The 16,372-nt window shown below is 62.1% G+C and carries 17 protein-coding genes and 1 tRNA gene; 12 read left to right on the top strand and 6 right to left on the bottom strand.

The genetic code is table 11. The features are described from left to right. Positions 1 to 4 precede the first annotated feature (4 nt). From efeB to efeU, 3 genes are read right to left on the bottom strand one after another with little or no spacing between them, the layout of a single operon-like run. Entirely contained in the window at positions 5 to 1,270 is a 1,266-nt protein-coding gene (gene efeB / locus E5720_RS04855; RefSeq protein WP_136169697.1) for an iron uptake transporter deferrochelatase/peroxidase subunit, read from the bottom strand. Further along, positions 1,251 to 2,390 carry an iron uptake system protein EfeO gene (efeO, locus tag E5720_RS04850; RefSeq protein WP_136169696.1) on the bottom strand — a complete coding sequence of 380 codons (1,140 nt, stop codon included), beginning with the start codon at positions 2,388 to 2,390 and terminating at the stop codon, positions 1,251 to 1,253. The genes efeB and efeO overlap by 20 nt, the downstream gene beginning before the upstream one ends. A 5-nt stretch (positions 2,391 to 2,395) precedes the next feature. Beyond that, complete coding sequence (gene efeU / locus E5720_RS04845; protein WP_136169695.1) at positions 2,396 to 3,286, bottom strand: iron uptake transporter permease EfeU; 891 nt, start codon at positions 3,284 to 3,286, stop codon at positions 2,396 to 2,398. Between the two features lie 241 nt (positions 3,287 to 3,527). Here efeU and E5720_RS04840 point away from each other — a divergent pair, with 241 nt between their 5' ends. From E5720_RS04840 to E5720_RS04805, 8 genes are all read left to right on the top strand, one after another. Next, on the top strand, positions 3,528 to 4,205 hold the full coding sequence (locus E5720_RS04840; protein WP_247596290.1) for a lytic murein transglycosylase: 678 nt from the start codon (positions 3,528 to 3,530) through the stop codon (positions 4,203 to 4,205). 121 nt (positions 4,206 to 4,326) lie between these two features. Further along, complete coding sequence (eno, locus tag E5720_RS04835) at positions 4,327 to 5,613, top strand: phosphopyruvate hydratase (RefSeq protein WP_136169693.1); 1,287 nt, start codon at positions 4,327 to 4,329, stop codon at positions 5,611 to 5,613. A gap of 29 nt (positions 5,614 to 5,642) precedes the next feature. Next, positions 5,643 to 6,323, top strand: a complete 681-nt coding sequence (locus E5720_RS04830; protein WP_136169692.1) for a septum formation initiator family protein — start codon at positions 5,643 to 5,645, stop codon at positions 6,321 to 6,323. Beyond that, the gene (locus E5720_RS04825) at positions 6,320 to 6,859 is read left to right on the top strand and encodes a DUF501 domain-containing protein (protein ID WP_136169691.1); all 540 of its coding nucleotides are present in this window, start codon (positions 6,320 to 6,322) and stop codon (positions 6,857 to 6,859) included. Before E5720_RS04830 ends, E5720_RS04825 begins: the two co-directional genes overlap by 4 nt. Then, on the top strand, positions 6,856 to 7,800 hold the full coding sequence (locus E5720_RS04820) for a Ppx/GppA phosphatase family protein (protein ID WP_136169690.1): 945 nt from the start codon (positions 6,856 to 6,858) through the stop codon (positions 7,798 to 7,800). Before E5720_RS04825 ends, E5720_RS04820 begins: the two co-directional genes overlap by 4 nt. Positions 7,801 to 7,978: 178 nt before the next feature. Continuing rightward, positions 7,979 to 8,055: transfer RNA gene (locus E5720_RS04815), tRNA-Leu, on the top strand. 373 nt (positions 8,056 to 8,428) lie between these two features. Then, the gene (locus tag E5720_RS04810) at positions 8,429 to 9,277 is read left to right on the top strand and encodes an arabinofuranosidase (protein WP_348769856.1); all 849 of its coding nucleotides are present in this window, start codon (positions 8,429 to 8,431) and stop codon (positions 9,275 to 9,277) included. A gap of 126 nt (positions 9,278 to 9,403) precedes the next feature. Further along, positions 9,404 to 9,841 carry a VOC family protein gene (locus E5720_RS04805; protein WP_136169689.1) on the top strand — a complete coding sequence of 146 codons (438 nt, stop codon included), beginning with the start codon at positions 9,404 to 9,406 and terminating at the stop codon, positions 9,839 to 9,841. Between the two features lie 86 nt (positions 9,842 to 9,927). Here E5720_RS04805 and E5720_RS04800 read toward each other — a convergent pair whose 3' ends face one another. Beyond that, complete coding sequence (locus E5720_RS04800) at positions 9,928 to 10,308, bottom strand: hypothetical protein (protein WP_136169688.1); 381 nt, start codon at positions 10,306 to 10,308, stop codon at positions 9,928 to 9,930. Between the two features lie 133 nt (positions 10,309 to 10,441). Between E5720_RS04800 and E5720_RS04795 the strand changes: the two genes are divergently transcribed. Further along, complete coding sequence (locus E5720_RS04795; RefSeq protein WP_136169687.1) at positions 10,442 to 11,269, top strand: helix-turn-helix transcriptional regulator; 828 nt, start codon at positions 10,442 to 10,444, stop codon at positions 11,267 to 11,269. On the opposite strand, the gene E5720_RS04790 is transcribed toward E5720_RS04795, so the two are convergent. Further along, positions 11,222 to 11,824 (bottom strand): TetR/AcrR family transcriptional regulator, encoded by a 603-nt coding sequence (locus E5720_RS04790; protein ID WP_136169686.1) that lies wholly within the window; start codon positions 11,822 to 11,824, stop codon positions 11,222 to 11,224. The genes E5720_RS04795 and E5720_RS04790 overlap by 48 nt on opposite strands. Before the next feature lie 201 nt (positions 11,825 to 12,025). Here E5720_RS04790 and E5720_RS04785 point away from each other — a divergent pair, with 201 nt between their 5' ends. The 3 genes from E5720_RS04785 to E5720_RS04775 all read left to right on the top strand — a co-directional run bounded on the left by E5720_RS04785 (position 12,026) and on the right by E5720_RS04775 (position 14,680). Further along, positions 12,026 to 12,967, top strand: a complete 942-nt coding sequence (locus E5720_RS04785; protein WP_136169685.1) for a metal-dependent hydrolase — start codon at positions 12,026 to 12,028, stop codon at positions 12,965 to 12,967. Further along, positions 12,967 to 14,130 (top strand): hypothetical protein, encoded by a 1,164-nt coding sequence (locus tag E5720_RS04780; RefSeq protein WP_136169684.1) that lies wholly within the window; start codon positions 12,967 to 12,969, stop codon positions 14,128 to 14,130. Before E5720_RS04785 ends, E5720_RS04780 begins: the two co-directional genes overlap by 1 nt. A 139-nt stretch (positions 14,131 to 14,269) precedes the next feature. Next, the gene (locus tag E5720_RS04775; protein ID WP_136169683.1) at positions 14,270 to 14,680 is read left to right on the top strand and encodes a cupin domain-containing protein; all 411 of its coding nucleotides are present in this window, start codon (positions 14,270 to 14,272) and stop codon (positions 14,678 to 14,680) included. Between the two features lie 180 nt (positions 14,681 to 14,860). Here E5720_RS04775 and E5720_RS04770 read toward each other — a convergent pair whose 3' ends face one another. Next, the gene (locus E5720_RS04770) at positions 14,861 to 16,318 is read right to left on the bottom strand and encodes a short-chain fatty acyl-CoA regulator family protein (protein WP_136169682.1); all 1,458 of its coding nucleotides are present in this window, start codon (positions 16,316 to 16,318) and stop codon (positions 14,861 to 14,863) included. Between the last annotated feature and the right edge of the window lie 54 nt (positions 16,319 to 16,372).

The raw sequence follows: 16,372 nt of genomic DNA, 5'->3' as shown, positions 1-16,372 counted from the left end.
GCGGTCACGCGAACAGCGTAGAACCCCAGTACTCCGATTCCCCGAGCCCCGGTGGGCACGCGAACACCGCGGAGCCGACGTGCTGGATGTACTCGTTGAGTAGATCCGTTCGCGCCAGAGCAAGCTGCAGCGGCACGAACTGGGTCAACGGGTCACGGCAGTACGCGATGAAGAACAGTCCTGCGTCGAGGTGCCCGAAACCGTCCGAGCCGTCGGTGAAGTTGTAACCGCGCCGCAGGATCTGGATGCCGCCGAGTTCTTCTTTGGACGCGAGCCGGACGTGTGCGTCGGCGTCGATGAGAGGTCCGTCGGGACCTTTCGAATCGAGATCGAGCGCATCGAATTCGTCGGTCAGGCCCAGTGGCGCGCCGGTTCCCTTGCTACGCCCGATGACTCGCTCTTGCTCTTTGAGTGTCGTGCGGTCCCAGGACTCGATGAGCATACGGATTCTTCGTGCAACGAGGTAGGAGCCACCACCCATCCACTCCTGGTCGTCGGCCGGGTCGACCCAGACGTTCTCGTCCAGCATCTGCGGATCTTCGGCCTTGAGGTTGGCGGTTCCGTCTTTGAAGCCGAACAGGTTTCGTGGTGTCGCCTGACTTGTCGACGTGGACGAGGTGCGTCCGAAACCGAGTTGCGACCACTTGACGGACACCGTGCCGAATCCGACGCGAGCCAAGTTGCGGATGGCGTGGACGGCAACCTGCGGATCGTTGGCGCATGCCTGAATGCACAGGTCGCCGCCAGATCGCGCAGGATCGAGGTTGTCGGCGGGGAAGTGCTGTAGTTCGGCCAACGATGCGGGCTTTTTGTCCGCGAGACCGAACCGATCGAACAACCCCGGACCGAATCCGATGGTCAATGTCAGTGATGAGGCCGCGAGCCCGAGGGCTTCACCGGTGTCGGACGGCGGCTTGTACTCGCCTGCCCCGACGGCGCCGTCCTCGAATGTCTCTTCGCCCTTGGTCAGTCGCTCGGCCATGTCCGTCCACTTACGGAGCAGGGCGACGAACTCATCGCGCGATTCGGTGGTGATGTCGAAGGCGACGAAGTGCATTCGGTCCTGTGCGGGCGTGACGATGCCTGCCTGATGGTTACCGCGGAATTCGACAATGTCGGATGTCGGGGACTCAGAGCCTGTTGCTGTGGCGTTGCCGGCGATGGCTCCGACTCCGACAAGCGCCGCCCCAGCCCCGACGGCACCGAAGAGGCGCCGTCGGGAGAAGCCGGAGCCACCTGACCCTGTGCTCTTACTGTCCTGCGACGACACCCTGCACCTGACTCACTTCAGCGGACAACGCGTCGATCTTGTTCGAGAGTTCTTGGCGCTGTGGTTCGGTCACGGTGTCGTAGAACACGAAGCCGTCGCCGACACGGTACTTGGCAAGTTCGGCGTCGAGTGCGGCGAAGCGAGTGTCGATCGATGTCCCCAGTTCTGGTTCACGCTCGTCGATGATCGGACGTACTGCGGCAACCGCGGCCTGCGCACCGTCGACGTTGGCCTGGAAGTCCCAGAGGTCGGTGTGTGAGAAGAAGTTCTCTTCGCCACTGATCTTGGTCTTGGCGACCTCGTCGAGTAGTCCCTGTGCGCCACCGGCAACCTGGATCGGGTCGACGGTGAAGTCGTCGGCCTTGACCTTCTCGGCCAGTTCACCGATGTTCGCCTGAAGCTGATCGGCCATCGCGTTCGTGTCCGGCTGCAGCCCCTGTGCCCACAGATCCTTTTCGATGCGGTGGAAGCCGGTCCATTCCGCTCCCGGCTCGACGTCGGGCTCGCGGAGGTCGATGCGGGGGTCGAGGTCGTCGGGGAAGCTCTCGGCGACGGGCTCGATACGTTCGTAATAGCTACGCGCGATGGGGAACTGGGCCTTGGCGCCCTCGACATCGCCGGCCTTGACAGCTGCCACGAAACTTGCGGTCGTGTCCTGCAATGCATCGATCTGGCTGAGAACGTAACGCTTGTATCCCGATGCGGCTTCGGCGAGCAGGCCGCCCTCGTCGGCTTGGCGAACGGCGTCACCGCTGACGATGAAGTCTGTTCGGATGCCGTCGCCCACCATGCCTGCCTTGCATGCAGTTTGGTACGTGCCGGGGTCGGGCAGCGCGACGATAAGCTGGCGTGTCAGGCCAGGGCCGATGTTCTCGACCTCGCCCATGACTCGATCGCCTTCACCGTAGACATAGAACTCGGTGACCTTGCTGCCGTTGTTCGTGATCTGGAAGGTGGAGTTTCCAGTGGCACCTTCGGAGGCACTGATGTCACATCCGTTGTCGGTCGCGGTGACTGCGATGTCCCCGGCGCTCGTCTCGGAGGACGACTTTTCGGTACAACCGGCCAGAGCCAGCGGAAGAACCGCAACCGCTGCCAGAGCGTAGGTGGTACGACGCATTTTCTTCAGTGCCTTTCGGAAGCGTGGAGAACAGGCTCTGGTGTCGCGGGGACGCGAACCGGCCGGAGGAACAGAAACAGGACGATGACGAGATATGCCAACCAGCCGACGGCTTGCAGGACTGTCGGCTCGGGTCGGAAGTTGAAGATGCCTGCGAGCACTGTGCCGTACCAGCTCGAGGCGTCGTAGTGCGCGGTGACGTCGAACGCCACCGAAGATCCGCCGGGGAGCACTCCGCCGATCTGCAGTGCGCGTATGCCGTAGGCGAGAATCCCGGCGGCGACGACGATGAGGAAGACGCCGGTGTATTTGAAGAACACGGCGAAGTTGATGCGAATCGCACCGAAGTACAGGAACACCGTCAGGATGGCCGCGACGACGATGCCCACGAGAAGTCCGAGCAACGGCCACAGGCTGCCGTTGGTGTTCTCGGCGTATCCGACCATGAGAAGCGCGGTTTCGATTCCTTCACGCCCGACGGCGAAGAAGGCCAGTGTCAGAACGGCAATCGGACCGACGGTCAGTGCACGTTCCATTCCGCCCTTCAGCTCGCCGGAGATGTCCTTGGCCGCTGTGCGCATCCACAGGACCATGGCGGTGACAATGGCGACCGCGACGAGGGAAGCGAGCCCGGCGATGATCTCGGCGGTGAGACCGGTGACCGTCGACGTGCCGTAGTGAATGACGAAGAACACGACTGCGACCATGGCGACGGCGGCGCCGACTCCGAGCCATACCCATTTGAGTGCATCGCGGCGATCGGCTTTGACGAGGAAGGCCACGAGGATCATCACGACGATGCCGGTTTCGAGCCCTTCGCGGAGTCCGATCAGTCCGCTGCCGAACATCTGGGTTGCGATCGATGGCGCAGCTCCGGCGGCAGCGAGTACGGACACGGGTGACCTTCCCTGGAATGGTACTAAGTTCGGTACGCCTGCCCTTCTGTAGGGTAGGCGACCCTCATCTATTCACTATTACAGCAACATACACCCCGATAGCCGGAGCAAAAACACCGACAAACGAGCTCTTACATAGAGCTTTAGGTTTCTATTACCTTTGATGTGCAGGATGGGTGGTGTGAACCATCGACCCCGCCGAGTCGCGATCTTGCTGTCCACAGCCGTGGCAGTGGCGATCATGGCCAGCGCATGCGGTTCCTCCGAACCTCCGCGAGTCATCCCCGAGGGCATACCGCCCGGCCCAGGGGCTCCGGTTCCGGACATCGACTTCAACGCACCCGGACGCACGGCGGATCTGTTGCTCGCGTGGGCTACCCCGCAGTCGGACGCGCTGAATATCTCCGGACCGGCGCTCGCGGCATACGCGCACGCCGCCGCCGTCATGTCCGCCACGGCACCCGACTGCGGGATCGCCTGGACCACCCTCGCCGGCATCGGATTCATCGAGAGCCGCCACGGGACTTACCAAGGCTCTGCCGTCGCGCAGGATGGCACCGTTGCACCGACCATTCGCGGAATCCCGCTCGACGGTGCTCCCGGCATCGCCGAAATCCCTGATACCGACCGAGGTGTCCTCGACGGCGACGACATTTACGACCGGGCCATGGGACCGATGCAGTTCATTCCCGAGACGTGGAAGAAGTGGGGCGTCGACGCCAACGGCGACGGTGTTCCGAATCCGGACAACCTGGACGACGCGTCCCTGACCGCCGCCCGGTACCTGTGCGCGCGCGGTGGCGACTTGCGCACCGCGGAAGGGTGGGAGCGGGCCTTGATGGCATACAACCAATCGGGCGTCTATCTCCGTGATGTCCGCGATGCTGCCGCGGCCTATTCGGTAGGAGCAGGCGCCTAGCCAAGAGTCGTATGCGGGTGGGTGAGCGAAGCGGCTAGTCTGACACACGGCACAGTCCGCAACTCGGTCGTGGCGTCGTACACAGCGGCGTTGTCGGTCCCCGTTTATAGGAGAAGCATTCGTGGCCATCATTGAGCAGGTCGGAGCGCGCGAGATCCTCGACTCCCGTGGCAACCCCACGGTCGAGGTCGAGGTCGCATTGGACGACGGAACACTTTGCCGTGCGGCAGTTCCCTCCGGTGCATCCACCGGCGAGCACGAGGCCGTCGAGCTTCGTGACGGCGGGGAGCGTTATGGCGGCAAGGGCGTGGAGAAGGCAGTCAACGCTGTGCTCGACGAGATCGCACCGGCCGTCATCGGCCTCGACGCCATCGAGCAGCGCACCATCGATCAGGCCCTGCTGGATCTCGACGGCACCCCGGACAAATCCCGACTCGGCGCGAACTCGCTGCTGGGTGTCTCCCTCGCTGTAGCGAAGGCTGCTGCAGAGTCGGCAGGCCTCGAACTGTTCCGCTACCTCGGCGGACCGAACGCATACATTCTGCCCGTCCCGATGATGAACATCATCAATGGCGGCGCGCATGCGGACAGTGGCGTCGATGTCCAAGAGTTCATGATCGCTCCGATCGGTGCACCGACGTTCAAGGAATCCCTGCGTTGGGGCGCCGAGGTCTACCACGCGCTCAAGTCGGTTCTCAAGGCCAAGGGCCTGTCCACCGGACTTGGTGACGAGGGTGGATTCGCTCCTGACCTCGCCGGCACCAAAGAAGCACTCGATCTCATCCTCGAAGCCATCAAGAAGACCGGACTCGAGCCGGGACGCGATATCGGCTTGGCTCTCGACGTTGCGGCCACCGAGTTCTACACCGCGGGCACCGGCTACGCCTTCGAGCGTGACACCAAGACAGCCGAGCAGCTCTCAGCGTTCTACGGCGAACTCGTCGACGCTTACCCACTCGTGTCCATCGAGGATCCGCTGGACGAGAACGACTGGGACGGTTGGGTTGCACTCACCGAGTCCATCGGCGACAAGGTGCAGCTCGTCGGCGACGATCTCTTCGTCACCAACCCTGAGCGGCTGGAAGACGGCATCGTTCGCGGCGCCGCCAACGCACTGTTGGTCAAGGTCAACCAGATCGGCACCCTCACCGAGACCCTCGACGCAGTCGAGCTGGCCCATCGCAACGGTTACAAGACCATGATGAGCCATCGCAGCGGCGAAACCGAGGACACCACCATCGCTGACCTGGCAGTTGCCGTCGGAAGCGGTCAGATCAAGACAGGCGCCCCCGCTCGAAGCGAGCGAGTCGCCAAGTACAACCAGTTGCTGAGAATCGAAGAAGCTCTTGGCGACGCGGCGCGTTACGCAGGCGAGCTGGCCTTCCCCCGGTTCAATTACGAGGGATAGTTTTCGTACGCAAGCGTTGAAGGTGGGTCATGGCGGCAGGACGAGGTAGACCGGGGACAAGTCCAGGTGGGCGTGATCCTCGGCCTCGCGGCCGCTCGGCTTCGCCTCGTGGCAGGCAGACCGAAGCTGCGCGCGGCGACGCGCGCAGCACCGGCCAGTTGCCGCCCGAGCCGTCCGATCAGGCACGCGACGCCGTCGTGGCGGGTCGGGCAGCACCACGACGCGTCGGCGTCCAGGCTTCGACGCGTCCGGATCGAAGTTTTTTCGGACTCTCCACCGGTCGCGCTGTGATTTTGGCGATCGTGGTGTGTGCGTTGGCGTTGACGCTCGCGATGCCGCTGCGGACGTACTTTTCGCAGCGGACCGAGCTCGCTTCGGTCCTTGCGGATCGTAAGGGGCTCGAAGACGACGTAAAAAATCTCGAACGTGAGAAGTCGCAACTGAACGAACCAGCACGCATCGATGCCGAGGCACGCAGTCGGCTGCGGTGGGTGATGCCGGGGGAGACGCCCTATCAGGTGCAGCTTCCCGGTGACATGGCAAAGTCCGATGCAGAAGCGAAATCGATCCAACAATCCGAGGGCCCGTGGTATCGGGATCTTTGGGAATCAGCAGTGCAGCCGCAGCAGAGCGACGAGCCGGAGCAGCAACCACTGCCCGCACTCGCGCCTGCGCCTGTGCCGGAACTAGAAGGAGGACCTGTCGGGTGACCGGTGCAGGAGAATCGGCAGTCTCGCCGGAGGATCTCGAGGCGGTTGCGACCCAGCTGGGGCGTGAGCCTCGCGGGGTTCTCGAGATCGCCTACCGATCCCCGGACGGCAGGCCCGGTGTGGTGAAAACTGCACCCAAACTTCCCGACGGCACGCCCTTCCCGACCCTGTATTACCTGACTGATCCGCGGCTCACCGCGGAGGCGAGCAGGCAAGAATCTGCAGGTGTCATGCGTGAGATGACCGAAAGGCTGGGGACCGATACGGAGTTGGCAGCCGGATATCGGCGGGCCCACGAGTCCTACTTGGCCGAACGCAACGAAATCGAATCGTTGGGAACAGACTTCACCGGCGGAGGCATGCCGGACCGAGTGAAATGCCTGCACGTCCTCATCGCGCATTCGCTCGCCAAGGGCCCAGGTTTCAATCCACTCGGCGACGAGGCAGTTGCCCTCGCCGCCGAAAACCATATGCGCGGCAAGGCCATTCCAGCGGACTGGCCGACCGTCGCAGAACTTCGCGGGGAGACACAATGACCAGAGTTGCCGCCATCGATTGCGGAACCAACTCGATTCGGCTGCTCGTCGCCGACGTCAAGGACGGTGTCCTCACCGACGTCGCCCGTGAAATGCGCATCGTGAGGCTCGGCCAAGGCGTCGACGCGACGGGTGCGTTTGCGCCCGAAGCCATCGAGCGAACCCGAGATGCTTTGCAGGAGTATGCCGGAATCATCCGTGAGAGCGGAGCGTCGGCGCTACGCATGGTGGCCACCTCTGCTACACGCGACGCGTCGAACCGCGAGGATTTCTTCGCGATGACGCGCGAAATACTCGATCCGATCGTCGCTGGCTCGGTCGCCGAGGTCATCACCGGTGACGAGGAAGCCAGACTCTCCTTTGCCGGAGCCGTCGGTGAACTCAACGCTGCCGGTGCACCTTTCCTGGTCGTCGACCTCGGAGGCGGCTCCACCGAGCTGGTACTCGGAGACAACAAAGGCGTCAAGGCTGCGTTCTCGGCGAACATCGGCTGTGTCCGGCTGACCGAACGGTTCCTGCACAGTGATCCGCCCACCGCAGACGAGATCGCCAGTGCCCGTGAATATGTGCGCGCAAAGCTGGAAGAAGCCTTCGAGGAAGTGTCGATCGGAAACGCGACGAGCTGGGTCGGCGTCGCGGGCACCATGACCACCATTGCCGCCATAGCTTCCGGACTCACGGAATACGACGCCGAGAAGGTGCACCTGACCCGGGTGCCGTTCGCGGACCTGTTCGAGGTGTGCGACCGGCTGGTCAACATGACGCGTGCAGAACGAAGCAAGTTGGGCCCCATGCATCCAGGGCGGGTCGACGTCATCGGCGGCGGTTCCATCGTCTGCAGCGTCTTGGCCGAGGAATTCGAGCGACGCGGAGCCGTCAGCACACTGATCGTCAGTGAACACGACATTCTCGACGGGATTGCTCTCTCGGTGAAGGTCTAGGCACGTAGAACTCCCCGGTGGTGCGGGTATATTTCCGTGTTGCTGTTCGATCGGATGAGCTTGCGGTAGTTCATCTTCCATCTTCAGCTGCGAAGAGATCCCGCGATCGTGGCGCCGGTGATTCCAGGGCGGATACAGCCTTATAAGATGATCGACGCGGACCTGCACGTCCGCGGTGGCCCCTATAGCCCAATTGGCAGAGGCAACGGACTTAAAATCCGTACAGTGTCGGTTCGAGTCCGACTGGGGGCACCAGGTTTCCGCAGGTCAGGTTCGTACCTCTAGGGATCGCAAGAAGTTGGAAACGTCGCCGATGATGGGTTTGTCGCCCCTCTCTCATGGGGTCCGTACGAACGGGGAGTGAGCCGGTGCCGAGAGCGATGCAGTTTCGTGGCACGCGATGAATGCAACGCCGGTCGGTCAACTTATGGCGGGCGCCCGTCCGTAACGATCTTGATCGGAGTCGGCCAAAACGGCACGAAGTGCGGCAGTTGCCGTTGATACTGCTCCCGTGACTTCGACCAAACGAACCTGTTTGTCCGCGATCTCTACGGCGCTACTTGTTTTCGCAGCCACACTGGTTGCAGGCCCAGGAAACGGTGCTGCGCAGCCGGCCTCGCGATACACGATGGTGGCGTTCAGCAACGCCAGCGATCGCGATATGGATGTCTACGAGTCGGGAGACGCTACGTCGTTCCAACTCGTCCAACATTCGGCTTATCGGCCACCGTCAGGGCTTGTGCGTGACCCGTCCATCTTCAAGAACACAGACGGGCTGTATTACGTCACCTACACAACGGCCAACGGGGCGAATATCGGCTTCGCTCGCAGTCCTGACCGCATCAACTGGACCTCCATGGGAACGTATCCGGTTCCGTTTTGTTGCGCCTTCATGCCAGGTACGGGAGACGGTGTCGGTTTCGTGAATCTACCGGGCACCGGATCGGCCGGGTCTTCGGACGGCCCGTCGTTGTCGCCGTTCGTCACCAAAGCGTGGGCGCCCGAATGGTTCGTGGACGGCGACCGCGTCAACGTCATCCTTTCGCTGTCGACCGGCGGAGGGTTCGTGCCGTACATGATGACGGCGCTCGATCCGTCGCTCAAGATGTGGAGCATGCCTGTTCCGCTCGCCGGGATCGGCGCAGACCATATCGACACCACTGTGGTGAAGGTCGGATCCACCTATCATGCGTTCACCAAAAACGAGACGAAGAAGGTAATCGAGCACGCGGTCGCCTCGTCGGCGACGGGACCTTATTCCTTTGTCCCATCTGGAGATTGGGGCACGATGCTGGAGGGGCCGGCCCTGGCGCAGTTGCCGAACGGCGCCTGGCGGATATATCTCGATGCATACACCGAAAACAAGTATCTCTATTCCGACAGCACGGATGGCTTACAAACGTGGTCGACCACGCAAGAGCTTCCAGGACTTTCGGGGACGGTGCGCCATCTGGGCGTGATGAGTGAGCCGGCATAGCGATTACATGTTGGACAGCGTCGATATGGCAACGTCGATACCTACCCACACGCAGAAGGGCCAAGTCACGCTCGAGACCGCGAGAGCATGTCGTTCCGCCCCGCCCTGGTGGGTACCGTGAAACTCGTGGCCATCAAACTCGAGAATGTTGGTATCGCAGTCCGTGACCTCGAAGCGGCGATCGAATTCTTCACCGATCTCGGTCTGACCGTCCTCGGCCGCGACACGGTCAGTGGGGAATGGACGGATACGGCGGTGGGTCTCGATGGCAATCACGCCAAGATTGCCATGCTCGCGACCCCCGACGGCAACGGTCGCCTCGAGCTTTTCGAGTACATCTACCCTGACGCGATCGAGACGGAGCCCACCGTCCCGAACGAGATCGGCATGCATCGCGTCGCTTTCTCGGTCGACGATCTCGACGCGGCCCTCGAGATCGCTGCGAGGCATGGCTGCTACCCGCTGCGCGGGGTTGCGAGGTACGAGGACGTTTACAAGCTCACCTATGTTCGTGGCCCCAGCGGCATCATCGTGATGCTCGCCGAGGAGTTGAACAAGACCTGACGCACCTTCTCGGTGGTTGACGGCAGGCCCCTGGTGAAGCCTGCCGTCGCGTAAGTCGTTTCTCGATGGCGCTTGCGCTCTATGTGTCAGACCGGCAACGGCGTTCGCAATTCCCGTCGTGCTGCGTATTGGAGCGCGGTCAGTGCTGCGACGGCGAGTGCCTGGGCCAGAACGAACAGCACACCCCAGCCGGTGAGGCCGCCCCAGCCGCCGATGGCGAAGGTGATGCTCGCGGCAACCCAGACCAAGTTGAGGACAAAGACTTCCCTCACCAGGGCGGGAGTCGGATGGGCCGAGACCCAGGTGACGAACCCGGTCCATGCCAGCAGGCCTAGGCCGACTACGACGGACAGCGTCACGGCCAGTCCCAGTGGGTCTTCCAATACTTCAGCGAGAGCGACCAATACGACTCCGAGGCCGCCCGAAGCCACGGCGTCGAGTCGAAGGAGGGTGCGGATCTGGTTCATGGCTTACTCCTGAAGAATGTCGGGTCGACGGCCGGTCCGACGACCATGACGACAACCGTGCCTCCCGCAATGAGCGGAGTCGATTACCTACGAGGTCATGGTGATTACGTCGATCCGTTGTCAGACTGGTCCGATGACGACCACTACTGCTCCGGTCACGTTCGGCGCTCTGTTGCGGCAGTGGCGATCTCATCGACGAGTGAGTCAGCTCGAACTGTCGAGTAAGGCCGAGGTGTCGACCCGACATCTGAGCTTCGTCGAAACCGGCCGATCTCAACCCAGCCGTGAGATGGTGCTGCGGATGTGTGTGCACCTCGATGTGCCTCTGCGTGAGCGCAACCGGCTTCTGCTCGCCGCTGGATTCGCGCCGGTGTATCCCGAGAACGACTTGGCCTCAACGCAGATGGAGCCGGCTCGCATCGCAGTGCGTGAGGTTCTCGCAGCACACTCGCCCTATCCCGCGGTGGCAGTGGATCGAACCTGGAACATCGTCGACGCGAATGCCGCGGTCGCTGTCCTCACTCAGGTCGTGTCACCGGCCCTGCTTGCCGATCAACCGCTCAACGCGCTGCGGCTTACCCTGCATCCCGACGGCATGGCGCCGCACATCACCAATCTCGGCCAGTGGCGCGCTGCGGTACTAGCTGCGCTGCTGCGTAGTGCCCATGCCCGAGCCGACGCCGAGATGCTCGCGCTGCACGACGAACTTCTCACTTACCCAGGGGGCGAATCGGATAGCGATCACATGGTCACCGACCCGGGTGCCGTGTACGTGCCGCTGAAACTTCGTGTCGGAGATACCGATCTGTCGTTTCTGGCGATCATCGCCACCTTCGGAACCGCATTGGACATCACTTTGTCCGAGCTCGCCATCGAGTCGTTCTTTCCTGGAGACCCCGTCACCTCGGAGTATCTACGCGGGTTCGATCAGCAAAACGACCGGCCCCAGCCAGCGCTGTAGGTAGCGCCGCAGGTCTTCCTCACTGCGGGGCGGGTTTCCCGGGGAGATGAAGAAAGACTGCATGGTTCGAAGTTGATGTTCGACGAGTTCGCGGAGGGCCTGCTCGTCGTAACCGTGGTGTTCCCAATCGACGTCGAAGCGTCTGATCATGGTCATCCCGAAAGCCATGGCCTCGTCCGAGGCGATGCCTTCGGTGTGTGAGTGCGCGCCCGACAGCATGATGGCCAGGTGGGGGGTCCTGGGGACGTCGCCGAGTGCGAACATGACGGCTTCGATGACTGCCTCGGCCGGATCGTCGATGCCGCGCACATGTTCGGTGAGGCGATCGAGGAAGGCGCCGACGGAGGCTATGGCAGCGGCCCGGAAGAGAGCATCGGCGCTGGGGAAGTAGCGGTAGACAGTTTGCCGGATGACACCGAGAGACTCCGCGACGTCGGCGATGGTGACTTCACCCTCCGTGCTGCCGATGAGTTCGACGGCAGTATCGACGATCCGCCGCGCGGCGTCTTCGTCGCTCTCGGGTGGTGCCCCACCCCACCCGCGCCTGCGTGCCACTTTTGGTGTGTCCTCGTTTCGCCTGTCGGGTCGTCAGCGTTCGTTGCCGGATTCCCGAGGGTATCGCGAATGACTGCGCCTCTGTGGCACCTCGTTACTCGTGCCCAACCTGGATTCGGGGGATTCCCCCAACCTCAACATACGTAGCGACACGGTGATGTATGTTCGTCGCACTACGTCAGCAACAGAGAGGTGTCGTACATGACCGACCTTCATCCCCGGAAGATGGATTTCGGATTCGAGGACGCGGACGTCCCATTCGTGTGGAACCCGGAGAACCCGGCATGGTCGAGCATGTCGAACGCGGTGTCGTTCCTGGCAATCGGTTTCGAAAAGATGATCGTGAAAGCAATCATCCAGTCCAAGCCGTTGATGACCGACCCTGTGGTCGCGGAAGAGGCCATGGCGTTCATGCGTCAGGAAGGTCATCACTCGACCGCTCATCGGCAGCACGTGAAGGCCCTGATCAGGCGGTATCCCGGACTGCAGAACACGCTCGATGCAGTACTCGGTGAGTACGACGTACTTACCGAGGCGACCTCGTTGAACTATCGACTCGCCTACACCGCGGACCTCGAGGCGACGTTCACCCCGGTGTTCAAATTGATGCTCGACAACGAAGCCACCTTGTTCGCACCGGGCGACGACCGTGTTGCGTCACTGTTCCTGTGGCACTTCGTAGAGGAAGTCGAGCACCGCAGTTCTGCGCTCATCATCTTCGATGCCCTCGTGGGCAATGAGGGCTATCGCGTGCGGATGGCGCCGTCGATCTTCGCCCACGTGATGAAGGTGATTCGGATTGCCTGCGCTGGGTTCAACCAGCATGTTCCGCTCAAGGATCGGCAGGTCGACTCGTTGTCGATGTTCGCCTCCCACCGCGCGAAGCAGAAAGTGCTCACCCTTTTCGTTCCCTACCTGAGCAAGGGGACGATGCCGCGAGCTTTCGACGGCCTGCCCCTCAAAGAACAGCTCACTGCCCTCGCAGGGGCCGCCCGGAGTCAAATGCCCCGGCACAAGCCTGAACACGAGAAGCTCCCGGCGCTCGCAGACGAGTGGTTCAAACGCTACGACGAGGGTTACGACTGCACACGCTGGTACAGCGCAGCGTCGTCCGCTCAGTCGGTCGGATCGGGGGCCAACTGATGGCAGGTTCATGTTCCCCTACCTTCGATCAGCTCTCCACGGCGTTGGGATTCTCCTGCGGGGAAGCCGGTGGACTGTTCGAGCTTCGCAGTCCATTCGGGTTGGAGAACTGGACTCTGCCGGTGCTCGAGGTGATGATCGTGCTCGGGTCGGTGCTCGCGCTCGTCTACGCGTTCGTGCGACTGCGTCGTCACGGTGATCCCACCAACCTGGTGGTGTGGTTCGGTGCGACGGCCTTCCTGTTCATCATCGAGCCTCCGCTGTATTTTCCGGCAGCGTTTGGGATCGAGGAACATGTCGACACGATGTTCGCGCACAACCTGTTCACCGTCGAATTCATGTGGGGACGACTTCCGCTCTACATCGTCGCCATCTATCCGCTGATGGCGACGCTCGCTTTCGAAATCGTCCGGATGCTCGGCGTGTTCCGAAAGTATGGCGTGATCCTCGGTGCTGTGTGTGTCGGATTCGTCCACCACGCGTTCTACGAGATCTTCGATCACCTCGGCCCCCAGTTGCGGTGGTGGGAATGGTCGACCGAGAACCCGATCAACCAGCCCATGTTCGATGCCGTCCCGATACCGAGTGTCGTGGTGTTCGCCGCGCTGTGGCCGATGTCGCTGGCGCTGTGCGCGCAGTTCTTCGTGGGCCGTCACGTCGATCAGGGTCGACGCTTCACCGGTCTTGAATTGGTTTGGCGCACCGTGGTAATCGGATTGCTGGCATCGGTCGGCACGTTCGTCCTGCCACTTCCGGCGACGGTTTTCGGGATGGGTAGCGATACCGTTCGGGGCATTCTTTACGCGGCCGAGCTTGTAATTTTGGCGCTCGTGGCGATCCCCATCCTGATCCGCCAGTGGCGCGCATTGCGGGTTGGGCAACCTCGCGAGCCGGCGTATTCGAACGGCTTCGTCCGTATCTACAGCCTCGTCTACCTCGGCGTTATGGCAGCACTGTGGGCGAGCGCGCTGCCGGACTACTTCGCCGCCGTCGACGGTGTCACCGCCAATGGCGATCCGGTCGGCAACCTTTGGTACACGCTCGGATGCTTTGTCGTCGCAATAGCATGTGTTGCAGCAATATTCACCATCCCGCGGACAAGCTCGAACGTCCTCAGCGCTGAATTGAACTCCGCAACCCAGCCGCGAATCGACGCGAAGTAGGCCGTGCCCTGCGAAACCACCTATCACGAAGGACTCCCGCTGGCTTTCGATATGCGATTACATGGTGGGTGTACCCGATCGACGTGCCGTTCCCGGCGTCGGTCTCGATGTACTCACAGTTCACGGACGGAGATTCTCGATGAAAATCGTTCGCAGTTCGATCAAGACGGTCAAGGGCCCACAGGAATGGTTCACCGGTGATGTCTACATGGATGCGGTCGCGGCTGCTCCACCGCCGTCGCGAGTATCGGCTAATATGGTGCACTTCATGCCGGGCGCGCGTACACATTGGCATCGGCACTCGCTCGGTCAGACCGTGTTCGTCACCGAGGGTGTCGGACTGTGCCAACGCCGCGGCGGCCCGGTAGAAGTGATCAGGCCAGGCGATCGGGTGCTGTTCGAGGCAGATGAAGAGCATTGGCACGGTGCGTCGCCGGATCGTCTGATGGTGCATCTGGCAATCAACGAGGGTGACGACAACCACGATGCAGTTCAGTGGCTGACCCCGGTATCCGACGACGAATACGCAGCGGCCGGCAGTGCCGAGTGATCTCGGATCGGCAGGCGAAGGGGAGACTCTCCAATATCGTCGGTGGATAGGGACTTTCAGGGCCTCGTGGGAATCCATGAGGCGATACCCGTCGGCGATGTCGCCGACGGGTAGTTCCGGACCGAAGACGGCTGTACACCCCTCGTACTCGATCACCCGCGTGTGCAGGCGGTCGGGCTCTCAGCCTCCCTTCCGATAGTGAGACGGCTGCGAGATGTACGGGTACGGCAGGTCCGTGTCGACGTTGTCGTCGACGACCAGGGGGCGTCCCAACTGGGGGAACGCGCGTTGGGCGCACGAGGTGCGTTCGCACACTTTGCATCCCGGACCGATCGGGGTCGACGCGCTGGGGGAGTCCAGTGGGAGGCCGTCGGCGTAGACGAGTTCGTTCGCGTAGGCGATATCGCATCCGAGGCCGATGGCGAAACTCTTTCGTGGTGACCGGTATCCGAGCCCACCGCTGTCGGTCGTGCGCGCTATCCAGAGGTAGGACCGGTCATCGGGCATCGTCGCGATCTGGGTGAGAATGCGGCCCGAAGCGGCGAAAGCATCGTGTACCACCCACAGCGGACAGCTGCCGCCCACGCGTGAGAAGTGAAATGCGGTGGCGGACTGTCGTTTCGAGATGTTGCCGGCGCGGTCGGTGCGGACGAAGAAGAAGGGGACACCTTTGGCGCCCGGCCGTTGCAGGGTGGAGAGCCGATGGCATACGGTTTCGAAACCGACCTCGAACGTCAACGACAGCATCTCGATGTCGTAGCGCAGTGATTCCGCTGCCGCCAGAAACTGTCGGTACGGCAGCAGTAATGCGCCGGCGAAGTAGTTGGCCAGGCCCACGCGGGCCAATTCGCGTGACTGGGTACTCATCGCCGTATCGGAATCCACTACTGCGGCGATCGTCGACGAATGCGAGACGAAGGCCAACTGTGTAGCTATCTGATACGCGCGCTGTCCCGCCGTCAACCGTCGCGCAAGGGTCAGTGTTCGTGTCGATTCGTCGAAGACTCGTTTGGGTCCGAGAGCGCCGGGATCGTCGTCGCGGATCGCAACCGCAATGCCGTGATCCTCGTAAATAAGCTGTGCGAGTTGCAGATCCAGTGCGCCGATGGTCAATCGGGCACGGAAGAACAACTCTTCTGCGGCTAAGTCGAGTTCCGGGATGTGGTTGCGGCGGTCGTAGAAGAAGTCTCGGACCTCCTCGTAGGGCATCGGTGCTCGGCTGTCCAAAGCAATGTCGGGCCCGCTGCCATCGAGTCCCGCTGACAATCGCTCCACCTGGTCTGTCGCAGCATGCAGGCGCCGATGCAGCGCGACAAGAGTTCGGCCGATATCGGGCATACGCGAGACGAGTTCGTGTACTTCGGACATCGAGACTTCACCGCGATCGGAGGTCTCGGTGAGAACATCGTGAAGGTCCGCGACCAGTCGAGCATCGGTGTCGGTAGCGAAGAACGCTGGATCGAGGTCGAACATCGTGTTCAACTTCAGCAGTACCTGGACCGTGAGCGGACGCTGATCGTTCTCGAGCTGATTGAGATAGCTCGGCGATAGTTCGAGCGTCTTCGCCAATGCCAACTGTGTCAGATTTCGACTCTCTCGCAGGCGACGCAGACGACTGCCGGCGTAAATTTTCCGCACCTCGATCACTTCCTCTCGACGAGAGCACACTGTACTCGGACCGCATTCGCAAGA

It is taken from the genome of Rhodococcus sp. PAMC28707, from assembly GCF_004795915.1.
In the GTDB taxonomy this organism is placed as follows: Bacteria; Actinomycetota; Actinomycetes; order Mycobacteriales; family Mycobacteriaceae; genus Rhodococcoides.
Note: the sequence above shows the minus strand (reverse complement) of the source record. Positions and strands in the feature narration are given on the sequence as shown.